The organism is Streptomyces sp. NPDC005648 (assembly GCF_040605395.1).
Lineage (GTDB): Bacteria > Actinomycetota > Actinomycetes > Streptomycetales > Streptomycetaceae > Streptomyces.
The window spans coordinates 18,695-30,702 of the sequence record NZ_JBEXCS010000021.1 but is presented as its reverse complement, the minus strand read 5'-3'; the positions used below and the strand labels follow the sequence as shown (position 1 = coordinate 30,702).

General features: G+C 71.1%; 11 protein-coding genes. 3 read left to right on the top strand and 8 right to left on the bottom strand.

The window, feature by feature from the left end; genetic code table 11:
* Nucleotides 1-9: 9 nt before the first annotated feature.
* From ABZT17_RS15020 to ABZT17_RS15000, 5 genes are read right to left on the bottom strand one after another with little or no spacing between them, the layout of a single operon-like run.
* The gene (locus ABZT17_RS15020) at nucleotides 10-1,248 is read right to left on the bottom strand and encodes an ROK family protein (RefSeq protein WP_356348436.1); all 1,239 of its coding nucleotides are present in this window, start codon (nucleotides 1,246-1,248) and stop codon (nucleotides 10-12) included.
* 36 nt (nucleotides 1,249-1,284) lie between these two features.
* Entirely contained in the window at nucleotides 1,285-1,947 is a 663-nt protein-coding gene (locus tag ABZT17_RS15015; protein ID WP_356348434.1) for an alpha-ketoglutarate-dependent dioxygenase AlkB, read from the bottom strand.
* Between the two features lie 40 nt (nucleotides 1,948-1,987).
* Nucleotides 1,988-2,599 (bottom strand): DUF6879 family protein, encoded by a 612-nt coding sequence (locus ABZT17_RS15010; RefSeq protein ID WP_356348432.1) that lies wholly within the window; start codon nucleotides 2,597-2,599, stop codon nucleotides 1,988-1,990.
* A 17-nt stretch (nucleotides 2,600-2,616) separates the two neighbouring features.
* Nucleotides 2,617-3,834: a hypothetical protein gene (locus ABZT17_RS15005; protein WP_356348430.1), complete on the bottom strand. Its 1,218-nt coding sequence runs from the start codon at nucleotides 3,832-3,834 to the stop codon at nucleotides 2,617-2,619.
* Nucleotides 3,831-4,898, bottom strand: coding sequence for a ThiF family adenylyltransferase (locus tag ABZT17_RS15000; protein ID WP_356348428.1), 1,068 nt, complete (start codon nucleotides 4,896-4,898; stop codon nucleotides 3,831-3,833). The genes ABZT17_RS15005 and ABZT17_RS15000 overlap by 4 nt, the downstream gene beginning before the upstream one ends.
* 342 nt (nucleotides 4,899-5,240) lie before the next feature.
* On the opposite strand from ABZT17_RS15000, the gene ABZT17_RS14995 reads away from it, so the two are divergent.
* Nucleotides 5,241-6,371 carry a methyltransferase gene (locus ABZT17_RS14995; protein WP_356348426.1) on the top strand — a complete coding sequence of 377 codons (1,131 nt, stop codon included), beginning with the start codon at nucleotides 5,241-5,243 and terminating at the stop codon, nucleotides 6,369-6,371.
* Here the strand turns inward: ABZT17_RS14995 and ABZT17_RS14990 are convergent, their stop codons facing one another.
* Nucleotides 6,372-7,265, bottom strand: coding sequence for a class II fructose-bisphosphate aldolase (locus ABZT17_RS14990; RefSeq protein WP_356348424.1), 894 nt, complete (start codon nucleotides 7,263-7,265; stop codon nucleotides 6,372-6,374). It abuts the gene before it with no gap.
* A 65-nt stretch (nucleotides 7,266-7,330) separates the two neighbouring features.
* On the bottom strand, nucleotides 7,331-8,212 hold the full coding sequence (locus tag ABZT17_RS14985) for an SIS domain-containing protein (RefSeq protein ID WP_356348422.1): 882 nt from the start codon (nucleotides 8,210-8,212) through the stop codon (nucleotides 7,331-7,333).
* Between the two features lie 219 nt (nucleotides 8,213-8,431).
* Here ABZT17_RS14985 and ABZT17_RS14980 point away from each other — a divergent pair, with 219 nt between their 5' ends.
* Together ABZT17_RS14980 and ABZT17_RS14975 are read left to right on the top strand one after the other, a co-directional pair.
* The gene (locus ABZT17_RS14980; protein WP_356348420.1) at nucleotides 8,432-10,258 is read left to right on the top strand and encodes a glycoside hydrolase family 15 protein; all 1,827 of its coding nucleotides are present in this window, start codon (nucleotides 8,432-8,434) and stop codon (nucleotides 10,256-10,258) included.
* 115 nt (nucleotides 10,259-10,373) lie between these two features.
* Nucleotides 10,374-10,943: a hypothetical protein gene (locus tag ABZT17_RS14975; RefSeq protein WP_356348418.1), complete on the top strand. Its 570-nt coding sequence runs from the start codon at nucleotides 10,374-10,376 to the stop codon at nucleotides 10,941-10,943.
* Nucleotides 10,944-10,964: 21 nt separating this feature from the next.
* On the opposite strand, the gene ABZT17_RS14970 is transcribed toward ABZT17_RS14975, so the two are convergent.
* Nucleotides 10,965-11,948, bottom strand: coding sequence for a trypsin-like peptidase domain-containing protein (locus ABZT17_RS14970; protein WP_356348416.1), 984 nt, complete (start codon nucleotides 11,946-11,948; stop codon nucleotides 10,965-10,967).
* Nucleotides 11,949-12,008 lie beyond the last annotated feature (60 nt).

Genomic DNA, 12,008 nt, shown 5'->3' with positions numbered 1-12,008 from the left:
AGCAGGTCCCTAGGCGAGTGCCCCGAGGGGGTCGTCCAGCACCGGCTGCCAGGCCAGTTCCGCCGCTCCCACCAGGCTGTTGTGGTCGAGGGTGCAGGCCAGGATGGGCACTCCCCCGCTCTGGCCCCACAGACTGCGGTCGGCGACGACGGCGCGCAGGCGCTCGGGGTCGGCGTCGAGGAGGGTGCGGTGCAGGCCGCCGAGGATGATGCGGTCGGGGTTGAGGATGTTCACCAGGCCGGCGAGGCCGAGGCCGAGGCGGTCGATGAGGGCCTCGGTGGCCGTGCGGACGGACGGGTCGTCGTAGTGGTTGCGGATCAGGTCGATGGCCTGCTGGAGGAGCGAGACCTCGGGGCCCGGGTCGCGTCCGGCGGCCGTGAGGAAGGCGAGCGGGTCGGCCTCGACGTCCAGGCAGCCGCGGCTGCCGCAGTGGCAGGGGCGGCCCTCGGGGTTGACGGTGAGGTGGCCGACTTCGAGGGCGAGGCCCGAACTGCCGGTGTGCAGACGGCCGTCCAGGACCAGCGCGCCGCCCACGCCCCGGTGGCCGGTGGCCACGCACAGCAGGTCACGGGAGCCGCGGCCGGCGCCGTGCCGGTGCTCGGCGAGTGCGGCGAGGTTGACGTCGTTGCCCGCGAAGGCGGGTCCGGTGATCCCGGCCGAGCGCACGCACTCCGCGAAGATACGGCGGACCGGGGCGCCGGCGGGCCAGGCCAGGTGCAGGGGGTTGAGGGCGAGGCCGTCGGGTTCGGCGACCGCGGACGGCACGGCCAGGCCCGCGCCCACACAGCGCCGTCCCGTCGTGCGCAGCAGTTCGGCGCCCGCCTCGACGACCGAGCCGAGGACCTTGGCGGGGTCGGCGTCGACGGTCTCGCAGCCCGGTGCGGTGGCGACGATCCGGCCGCCCAGGCCGACCAGCGCGGCACGGAACCCGTCGGCGTGCACCTGCGCGGCCAGGACCACCGGGCCCTCGTCGGCGACCGCGAGCCGGTGCGAGGGCCTGCCCTGGGAACCGGCCGCCGCTCCCGGCCGGGCGTCGACCCTGATCAGCCCGAGCGCCTCCAGCTCGGCGGCGACCGCGCCGGCCGTCGCCCTGGTGACGCCCAGCTCGGCGGTGAGCACGGCACGCGTGGGCGCCCGTCCGGTGTGCACGAGCTCCAACGCGGGTCCGAGGGCACCGCGCCCCCGGTCCAGCCGCGTCCTCGAGGTGGTCCCTTCCCCCGCCGGCCGGGGGTCCGCGTCGCCGCTCATGAGGGCGAGTCTCCCATGATCCGCGGTCACGTCGAGCTACAGCCCGCTGACCCGTAGCGTGATGTTCAGACGTCCGGACAGCCCCAACTGCGGCGGCGCGGTGCCGGGGTACACCCGTGGCACGCCGTGGTACGCGAACCGGGAGGGCCCACCGAACACGAACAGATCGCCGCTGCGCAGTTCCACGTCCGTGTAGGGCTTGCCACGGCTGTCGGTGTTCCCGAACCGGAAGACACAGCTGTCCCCGAGGCTCAACGACACCACCGGCGCGTCCGCCCGCTCGTCGCCGTCCCGGTGCATGCCCATGCGCGCGTCGCCGTCGTAGAAATTGATCAGTGCGATGTCGTAGTCGTACGAAGATGTGGACGGCCCGGGTGCGGCCGCGCCGAACGCCTCGCCCACCGCCCGCCGCCCCAGCTCGTCCAGCCAGGCCGGGAACGGCTTCACCGGCGCCCGGTCACCGTCGACGGCGGTACGGGCGTAGGCGTACGGGTACCAGTGCCACCCCAGGCACACCTGCCTCGCGGTCATCGTGCCCCCACCGGGCGTGCGCACGGTCCGCAGGCCGGCAGGGGGCCGGGCCCAGTCCCGGCATGCTTCCAGGAGCTCGCGCTGCCGGTCCATACCCAGCCAGTCCGGCACATGCACGGCACCGGGAGAGACTTCCACCCGACTCCGCGGGAACAGCTCGGCGTCCATACCCGCCATCCTGCTCCATCCGCCGCCCCGGCGACGGCCGTCACAGACCGCGAGGAGCCGCCAGCCCGGCCACCTCGCGCGCGAAGTAGCCGCCCAGTCCCTCACCGGCGGCATAGAGCCGCTGAACGAGGGTGCGGGCCCGGGTCACGGTGGCGGGGTCGGTGTGGAGGACGGCGCCGTTCGGTTCGCTGCGAGAATAGTAATCGAGGACGTAGACGGCCTCAGTGCCCAGCACGCACAGTTCCGGCAGCGGATCCTCGGTCTCCTCCCCCGCGACCTCCATGGCGTCCAGCACACTGACGCGCTCCCCGTACTCGTACTTGACGCTGAGGATATTCAATTCCCACTGGACATAAGGGATGATCGGCCTCTCGACTACACGAACCCGGTGCAGTGCGAAGCCCGCCGCGGCGATCTTGGCGTAGTACTCCTCGTACTCGGGGCGCAGCTCTTCGATCAGGCGCAGAGATTCACTCCAGTCGCCGTCGCGCAGCGCCAGCCAGCTGGGAAAGTCCCCCTCGTCGTAACTCTGCATCCGCTCCAGTTTCCAGAAGCCCTCCGCGTCGGTGCGCCAGAACCGGCGGTTGAAGTCGGCGATGTAGGCGTCCTGGTCGAGGTATGCGCCCCCGGTAGCGGGAAGCAGATGGGACATGCGGGGTCACCTTTCGGTCAACTCGGGCGACGGGCGCGCCTGTTGCGCCAGCGTGTGGTGAGCCACAGCACGTGGATAGCGGCCAGCGATCCCAGGGTCAAGAGCGCGTCGGCGAGGTCGGGACCGGTGTGTGGCGCGCGCAGTTCGGCCACCGCCCGGACTACGAGTCGGACGTCCGCCGGCACGGTGAAGAGCGCCAGACCGGCAAGGCAGAGGGCGGTTCCGACGACCAGGACCGTGCTGTAGATCCGTACGGCACGCCGCTCCGTCGGCGGCAGCGTCCTGCTGGGGTCGGCGGCAGGGCCCTCCCGGCGCAGCAGGCGCCTCGCCAGGTGACGGGCGTGGGCGCGGCCGTCACCGTACAGGTCACGGCACCCGGTCAGGTCCTGAAGGACGAAGTAGACGTCAGTGCGCATGAACACCATCAGCTGGAAGGTGAGCGGCAGCAGGGCCCAGAGCACGGTCGCCGCGAGCAGCCGGTGCACGGCCGAGCCGGGGACTGTCACTGGAAGGAGCAGTACCGCTCCCGCGGCACCGACGAGGTTGACCACGATGCCGGCCAGATAGGCCGTCAAGCGGTGGCGGCGAGACGAGAGTTCGATGCCGCTGATGTCCGTCTGAACAACCAGGAACTGCAGCCGAGTCCCGAACCCGATCCGGCCGGGCACTCCCGTGGCCCTGGCTACGGCGAGGTGCGCCAACTCATGCAGCAGGACGATGGACCAGCCCACCACGGCGCCGGAGAGGATCACGACGCTTCCCCGGTCGCTCCACAGCAAGTCGTGGTAACTCGGCGTGAGCTCGGGGTGCCGGATCAGGGTGACCAGGGCAGCGATGACCAGGACGACTGGCAGCAGCGGCAGCCACGGGCTCAGCAGGAAGCGCACGTGTTCGGCCCGCAACCGGGGCAGGGTCGGCGGACGTACGGTGTCCGCATCCACAGGACGTCCGTCGGTCTCGGCCACGAAGCCCAGGGCGATGAGGTCGTGCACGAAGTCCGCCACGTCGACTTCCTCACCGGTCTCGGTCATCAGTCGCTCACTGCACTCTCCGACACTCAGGCCCCGCTCCAACAACTGGATCACCTTGATGCCCTCTTCGGGAACGGCCACGAACGTCCGTGTCTCGCGCCGTCCGACGATCCACTCCGCTCCGTCAGGCCGCCGGATCAGGTCGTGCAGTCTGACCCGGGAGACCGGGCCCAGCACGGTCGCCGCTCCCCCGACATCGCTCACGAGGCGCTCCCGCCACAGGCCGGGCAGGCCGGACGACGGGGATACCGGTTGGTCTCCGGCTCGCCCGGCAGCATCAGGTTCATGCCGTACCGGAACCCCGGTTCGACCGCCGGCACGCCGGTGAGCGCGTTCAGCGCGGCGTGCACCAGCAGGCCCGCCGAGAGGATGGCGGTGGCCGCGTTGACGGGACCCCAGTCCATCCTCGGCGAGACGGACTCCGGATCCTGGCCCGGCGCGAGCCTCAGATCCCGGGAGTCGGCATCCTGGTCGCGATGACACTCGAAGCAGGCGCCGCGGCCGGGAGCGTACACACCGACCGAGACGCAGGGCCCCCGGTAGCCGCCTTCCACCCAGGGTGTGCCCGTGCTGAGACAGGCGCGGTTCGCCCAATGGCGGATCCCCGAGGGCCGATCGGCGCTCAGCACCAGCAAATCGTGGCGGCCGTCCTCCGACCCCCGTCGCAGGAGCGCCTCCAAGTCCTCGACGGCGCCGATCTCCGTACGAGTTCCGGTGACCTCGACGTCGGAGTTCAGGGCGCGCAGGGACTCCAGGGCGGCGTCGATCTTGGGGCGGCCGATGTCGCGTTCCCGGTAGATGACCTGCCTGTTGAGGTTGGAGAGTTCCACGACGTCCGGGTCCACGCAGTGCAGGTGTCCCACGCCGGAGGCGACAAGGCCCTGGGCCGCGAGGCCTCCTGCGCCTCCGAGGCCGACGAGCAGGACCCGCGCGTGTGCCAGCCTGAGCTGTAACTCCCAGCTGTCGATACGGGGCGAGCGGTCCATCCAACGCAGCAGGGCGACCCCGCGGCCGTAGCGTTCTCTGCCGCGTCCGGAGAACCCGTCGGCCATCGGAGCAGACGCGTCTTCAAGGAAACCTGCCTCCGCGAGATCGGCCATGGCGCCCAGAACGTCGGCGGCGGCAAGGCCAGGATGGGCCACGGCGACCGTGTCGGCGATCTCGGGCGCGGTGCGGGTGCCGTCCAGAGCCTGGGTCAGGGCCCATACCCAGCCGTCCGGATCCTCGATCTCTGCACCAATTCCGTGGACGACGCTTCCGATGCGCACGTGGCCATCAAGAGTGAGATACGGGTGGTGCTCCGGCTTCACCCGGGGGCGCCACGACGACGTCGCGATCCACTCCCTTAAAACAGATTCCGTCACTCAGGCATCCCCCGTCCTTCACCGGAGGCACCCATGATGAAGAAGATCACCATTCGGCCGCTCGACAAGAAGGAGACCACCGACCTGAGCCAGGGCACGAGCAACTGAGCGACGAGACGAACGCGGCCTCGGACCTCCGCGCAACCGGCGGCAGGATTCCGGGGCCGCTGCGCCCGGACGGTCGCGAGTAACCCGACGTGGTCTGAGCTGCTGCTCCGCTAGCCTTGGCGGACGATGAACGATCGTATGACGACGCCGTGGGGTGAGCTGGAGCTTGCCCGGTTTCCCGAGGACCCGCGTGAGCGGCTGCGGGCCTGGGATGCCTCCGACGAGTATCTGCTCGGGTATCTGGCCGAGGAGGGAGTGCCGCTGTCGGGCTCGGTCGTGGTGGTCGGGGACCGGTGGGGGGCGCTGGTGACCGCGTTGGCCGGGCATGGGCCGGTGCAGATCACCGACTCGTTCCTGGCGCAGGAGGCCACCAAGGGCAACCTCGGGCGCAACGGTGTCGAGGCCGGCGCCGTCGGGTTGCTGACCACGCAGGATCCACCGCCGGAGCGGATCGACGTGCTGCTGGTGCGGGTGCCGAAGAGCCTGGCGCTGCTGGAGGACCAGCTGACGCGGCTGGCTCCGGCGGTGCACGGGGGGACCGTCGTCGTCGGGACCGGGATGGTCAAGGAGATCCACACCTCGACGTTGGAGCTGTTCGAGCGGATTCTCGGGCCGACCCGTACCTCGCTCGCGGTGAAGAAGGCGCGGCTGATCTTCTGCGTACCCGATCCGGCGCTGGAGCGGCCCGCCAGTCCGTGGCCGTACAGCTATGCGCTGCCCGACGGCATCGGGGCGGTGTCGGGACGGACGGTGGTCAATCACGCGGGCGTGTTCTGCGCCGACCGGCTCGACATCGGTACGCGCTTCTTCCTGCGGCATCTGCCGGGCGGGCACGCCCGGCGGGTGGTGGATCTGGGGTGCGGCAACGGGGTCGTCGGTACGGCGGTGGCGGTCGCCGACCCCGCCGCCGAGGTGCTGTTCGTGGACGAGTCGTTCCAGGCGGTGGCCTCGGCCGAGGCCACGTACAAGGCCAACGGGGTACCGGGGCATGCCGAGTTCCGGGTCGGGGACGGGCTGGCCGGGGTGCCGGCCGGGAGCGTCGACCTGGTGCTCAACAATCCGCCGTTCCACTCGCACCAGGCCATGACGGACGAGACGGCGTGGCGGATGTTCACGGGGGCCAAGCGGGTGCTGCGGCCGGGCGGTGAGCTGTGGGTGGTCGGCAACCGCCACCTCGGCTACCACGTCAAGCTGCGACGGCTGTTCGGCAACAGTCAACTGGTCGCGAGCGACCCGAAGTTCGTGGTGCTGAAGGCCGTCAAGAGGTGATCAGCCGTGATCACCGAGGTGATGTGGGGCGGGTGCGGGTGGGCGGGTGGTCAGTGTCCGGATGATCGCCGTCACCGCCGCCGCCATCGCCTCCCGCCCCACGCTCAGGTACTTGCGGGAGTCGACCGCTTCGGGATGCGCCGCCAGGAACTCGCGGATCGCGCTGGTCATGGCGATGTTGAGGGCGGTGCCGACGTTCACCTTGGCGATGCCGCCCGCGACCGCCGCGACCAGTTCGTCGTCCGGTACGCCCGAGGAGCCGTGCAGCACGAGCGGGACGTCCAGGGTGGCGGCCAGGCGTTTGAGCAGACCGTGGTCGAGGGTGGCGGTGCGGGTCGTCATCGCGTGGGTGCTGCCGATGGCGACGGCCAGGGCGTCCACGCGGGAGTCGGTGACGAAGGCGCGTGCCTCGGCGGGGTCGGTGCGGGCGCCGGGGGCGTGCGCGTCGAGCGGGAGCTGCCCCGCCTTGCCGCCGATCTGACCCAACTCCGCCTCGATCCACAGCCCTTGAGAGTGCGCCCAGTCCGCGGCGGCGCGGGTCGCGGCGAGGTTCTCGGCGTACGGCAGCCGGGCCGCGTCGTACATCACGGAGCTGAAACCGGCGGCCGGCGCCTGGCGCAGCAGGTCGTCGCTCTGGACGTGGTCGAGGTGCAACGCGACGGGGACGGCGGCGCGTTCGGCCGCGGTGACGGCGGCGCGGGCGAGCGGGAGGAGGCGGCCGTAGCGGAACTTGACGGCGTTCTCGCTGACTTGGAGGACCACGGGGGCCCGCGCGGCCTCGGCGCCGGCGATGACGGCCTCGACGTGTTCCAGGGTGATGATGTTGAAGGACGGGACGGCGCAGTGGCCGGCGACGGCGCGGTCGACCAGCTCGGCGGTGGTGACGAGGGGCACGGTTTCTCCTGACCGAATGACCGGGGACACAGGGCCTCACCTGGGCCTCGGGGGCTTAAGAGGCCTCAGGGGGCGAGGATGACCGAGCGGGTGAGGTGGCGGGGTCGGTCCGGGTCGAGGTCGCGGGCCGCCGCGACGGCGACCGCGAGGCGCTGGGCGCGGACCAGTTCGGCGAGCGGGTCCAGCGCACCCTCGATCCACAACCCGCCCGTGGCGCGGACCTGTTCGGCCAGTCCCTCGGGCGCCTCGCCGAGCATCCAGGTGGCCGTGCCGCGGGTGGTGATGCTGATGGGGCCGTGCCGGTACTCCATCGCCGGGTAGGCCTCGGTCCAGGCGAGCGAGGCTTCGCGCATCTTCAGTCCGGCCTCGTTGGCCAGACCCACCGTCCAGCCCCGGCCGAGGAAGGTGAACTGACCGCAGCCGACGAGCCCTTCGGGCAGCGGAGCGGCTGTCGCCGTGCGGGCGTCGGCGACCACGGAGTCGGTGTGCAGGCCCAGGTGGGCACGGAGCAGGGTGAGCGCGGTGGTGGCGAACCGGGTCTGGACCACGGACCGTTCGTCCGCGAAGCCGAGCACGACGACGTCGTCCGCCGCCTCCATGACAGGGGTGCCGGGATCCGCGGTGATGGCGGTCGTACGGGTGCCGTTCCCCAACTCGCCCAGGAGCTGCAGGACTTCGGTGGTGGTGCCGGAGCGGGTGAGGGCGAGGACACGGTCGTACGAGCGGCCGTGGGGGAACTCGGAGGCGGCGAAGGCGTCCGTCTCGCCCTGGCCCGCGTGCTCGCGCAGCGCGGCGACGGACTGCGCCATGAAGTACGAGGTGCCGCACCCGACGATCGCGACCCGCTCCCCCGGTGCCGGGAGGGCCGCGCGGTGCCGCGGCGCCTCGGCGGCGGCGCGTGTCCAGCACTCGGGCTGACTGGCCAGTTCGTCCTCGACGTGCGTCATGACGCACCCTCCCCTGTCGCCCTACTGTTGTTTGTTCTTGCAAGATATAGCCATCTTTCGAGCATAATCAAGCAGTCGAGCTCAAGTGAGATGCAAGGGAGGTGCAAGTGAGCTGCGGTGGGGTGTGGGGTGGCCGGCCACCCATCCCGACCCCTGCGCTCCCGACCCCGGATCGGCCTACGCTGAGAGCGGGATGCGTGTCGGGCGCGGGAGGCTGCGATGGGCGTACGAGTGGGCGGCGAGGCCGCCTCGCGGTATCTGCCGATCGCCGAGCACGGCCTGATCGGCGATCTGCGCAGCGTGGCCCTGGTAGGGACCGACGGCACGATCGACTGGTACTGCTGCCCGGCCTTCGACGCGCCCAGCGTCTTCGCGGCGATCCTGGACGCGGACCGGGGCGGGTCCTTCGAGCTGGCGGCGGCGGTACCGGCCAGGACGAAGCAGTTCTACTTCCCGGACACCAACGTCCTGATCACCCGCTTCTTCACCGAGGACGGCGTGGGCGAGGTGCAGGACTTCATGCCCGTCAACGGCGGGGCCGTGGAGGCCGAGCGGCATCGGCTGATCCGGCGGGTGGTGTGCGTGCGCGGCTCCATCCCCTTCCGCACCCGGGTCGCACCCCGTTTCGACTACGGCAGCAGGCCGCACACCGTGCGCATGGCCGGCGAGGCGGCGGTCTTCGAGTCCGAGTCGCTGTCGCTGGCGCTGACGGCGACCGTGCCGCTGGAGGCCGACGGGCTGGACGCGCGGGCCGACTTCAAGCTGTCCGAGGGCGAGACCGCGGTGTTCGCACTGGACCAGGTCGGCGGTGACCTGGAGCCGCGGCGGTGCGCGAAACTGGAGGCGGAGGAGCAGTTCGGCACGACGGTGGCGTACTGGCGGCGCTGGCTGTCCGCCTCCAAGTACCGTGGCCGCTGGCGGGAGATGGTGCACCGCTCGGCCCTCACTCTGAAGCTGCTCACCTACGCGCCCACCGGCGCGATAGTCGCCGCGCCGACCACGAGCCTGCCCGAACAGCTGGGCGGCGAGCGCAACTGGGACTACCGCTATGTGTGGGTGCGCGACGCCGCCTTCTGCGTCTACGCGCTGCTGCGACTCGGCTTCACCGAGGAGGCCGAGGCGTTCATGAAGTTCGTGACCCGGCACATCAGTCCGGGCGACGGCAAGCCGTCCGGCCCGCTGCAGATCATGTACGGCATCGACGGCCGCACCGACCTCACCGAGGCCGAACTCGGCCACCTGGAGGGGCATCAGGGCTCGGCGCCGGTGCGGGTCGGCAACGCCGCCGCCGATCAGCTCCAACTCGACATCTACGGCGCGCTGATCGACTCGATCTACCTCTACGACAAGTGGGCCAAGCCGATCTCCAGCGACCAGTGGGACGACGTGTGCGCGCTGGTCGACTGGGTGTGCGAGCACTGGGACCAGCCGGACGAGGGGATCTGGGAGACGCGCGGCGGCCGAAAGAACTTCCTCTACTCCCGCCTGATGTGCTGGGTGGCCATCGAGCGTGCCATCCGGATGGCGGGCCGCCGCGGACTGCCCGCCGATCTGCCGCGCTGGCAGGAGAGCCGGGACACCATCTACCGGCGGATCATGAAGCGGGGCTGGTCGCAGACGCGGCAGGCCTTCGTCCAGCACGAGGACGGCGACGTGCTGGACGCGGCGGTCCTGATGATGCCGCTGTCGAAGTTCATCGCCCCGACCGACCCCAAGTGGCTGTCCACCCTCGACGCCCTCACCCACGACCTGGTCTCCGACTCCCTGGTCTACCGCTACGACCCGACGGCGAGCCCCGACGGACTGCGCGGCGACGAAGGCACCTTCTCCATCTGCTCGTTCTGGTACGTCGAGGCCATGGTCCACGCCGGCCGGATCGACGAGGCCCGTCTGGCCTTCGAGAAGATGCTGACGTACGCCAACCACCTGGGTCTGTACGCCGAGGAGATCAGCCACACCGGCGAGCAACAGGGCAACTTCCCGCAGGCCTTCACCCATCTCGCGCTGATCAGCGCGGCGTTCAACCTGGACAAGGCGCTCGGCTGACCGCTGCGGATCACGGATATCCGCAGATCGACGGATACCGCTCCGCAAACGCAACCTTTGCGCCATCCTGGATGTCTCAGCCCATACCAGCACCACACTTGCTTCGGGAGACACGATGAGACGAAGCAGCAGGACAGCATGGGCAGCGCTCACGATCCTGGTCACCGCACTGGGCGCCACCGCCCTCCCCGCCGACGCCGCGCAGGCCACCGTCTGCCCGACCGGCTGGGGCAGCAGTGCCAAGACGAATGCGGCGAGCACGACGACATCCGTGCGCAACGTCAGGACCGGCCGCCACACGTGCTACGACCGGATGGTGATCGACATCCCCGGTGCGGCCAAGAGCCACCTCGGCTACTCGGTCCGGTACGTCAAACACCTCTACCAGGACGGCTCGGGACGGCTCATACCCGTCGGCGGCGGAGCGGTCCTCGAAGTACGGGTCACCGCGCCCAGCTACGACGTCAGGACGGGCAAGTCCACGTACCCGGCGCGCTCCGGCCACCCCTTGCCCGGCGTCGACCTGACCGGATACCGCGCCTTCCGGGACACCCGCTTCGGTGCGAGCTTCGAGGGCCACACCCAGCTCGGGCTGGGCGTCCGGACGCGGCTGCCGTTCCGGGTGCTGCGGGTGGACGGCCAGGTGATCGTGGACGTGGCCCACAACTGGACGGGCGCACCCTGACGCCGAACCCGGCCGCCGCCCTCAGTCGTCCGCGACCAGTTCCGCCGGTACGGCGATGACGTCCACCAGCGCGTCCCCGCGCAGGGCGGTCAGGGCCAGGGGGCGGCCGATCGCGTCCTCCAGCATCAGGCGTTGCAGCGCCTGCGCGCTGTCCACCGGCTCGCCGTCGGCGGTGAGCAGCAGGTCGCCGTCGCGCAGGCCCGCCCGCGCGGCGGGGGACGCGGGGACGACCTCCACGACCCGCAGCCCGACGCGGTGGCCGGTGCGGGCCTGCAGCGACGGTGGCAGCGGGGCGGGTGTGCCGGCCACGCCCAGATAGGCGCGGCGGACCCGGCCGCTGGACAGCAGGGCGGCGATGATCTTCCGGCTGGTGTCGTTGACGGGGATGGCGAGTCCGAGGCCGACGTCGGCGATGGCGGTGTTGATGCCGACGACCCTGCCGTCGGCGGTGGCGAGCGCGCCGCCGGAGCTTCCCGGGTGAAGGGTGGCGTCGGTCTGGACGACGTCGTCGATGACCCGGGTCGCCCGCCCCGCGCTGGCCGGCAGGGATCGGCCGAGGGCGCTGACCACTCCGGCGGTGACGCTGCCGGCGAGGCCGAGCGGGTTGCCCACCGCGACCACGAGCTGGCCCACCTTGAGCGCGTCGGCCTCGCCGAGCCGGGCCGGGGGCGGGGTCGGTCCGTCGGCGCGGACCACCGCGAGGTCGGAGAGCGGGTCGGCGCCGATGACGTGGAAGGGCGTGGTGGTGCCGTCCGCGAAGGCCGCCGTACCGGCGTCGGAATGCCCGACGACATGGGCGTTGGTGAGCAGGAAGCCGTCATCGGTGAAGACGACCGCGGAGCCGGTGCCGACCACGAAGCGGCCGCGAGCGCGGCGGTGCGCGACGTTCAGGGACGCCACCTTGGGGGTGAGTTCGGCGGCGACGGCGGTGATGATCCGGGAGTAGGAGTCGAGCGCGGCCTGCTCCTCGCGGGAGCGGTCGGGCCCGGAAAGTGTCTCGGCCACGAGTCGACCTTTCCACTTGCCCAAGGGCTTGGATTACATGCTTACACCCTTGCTTCGGCA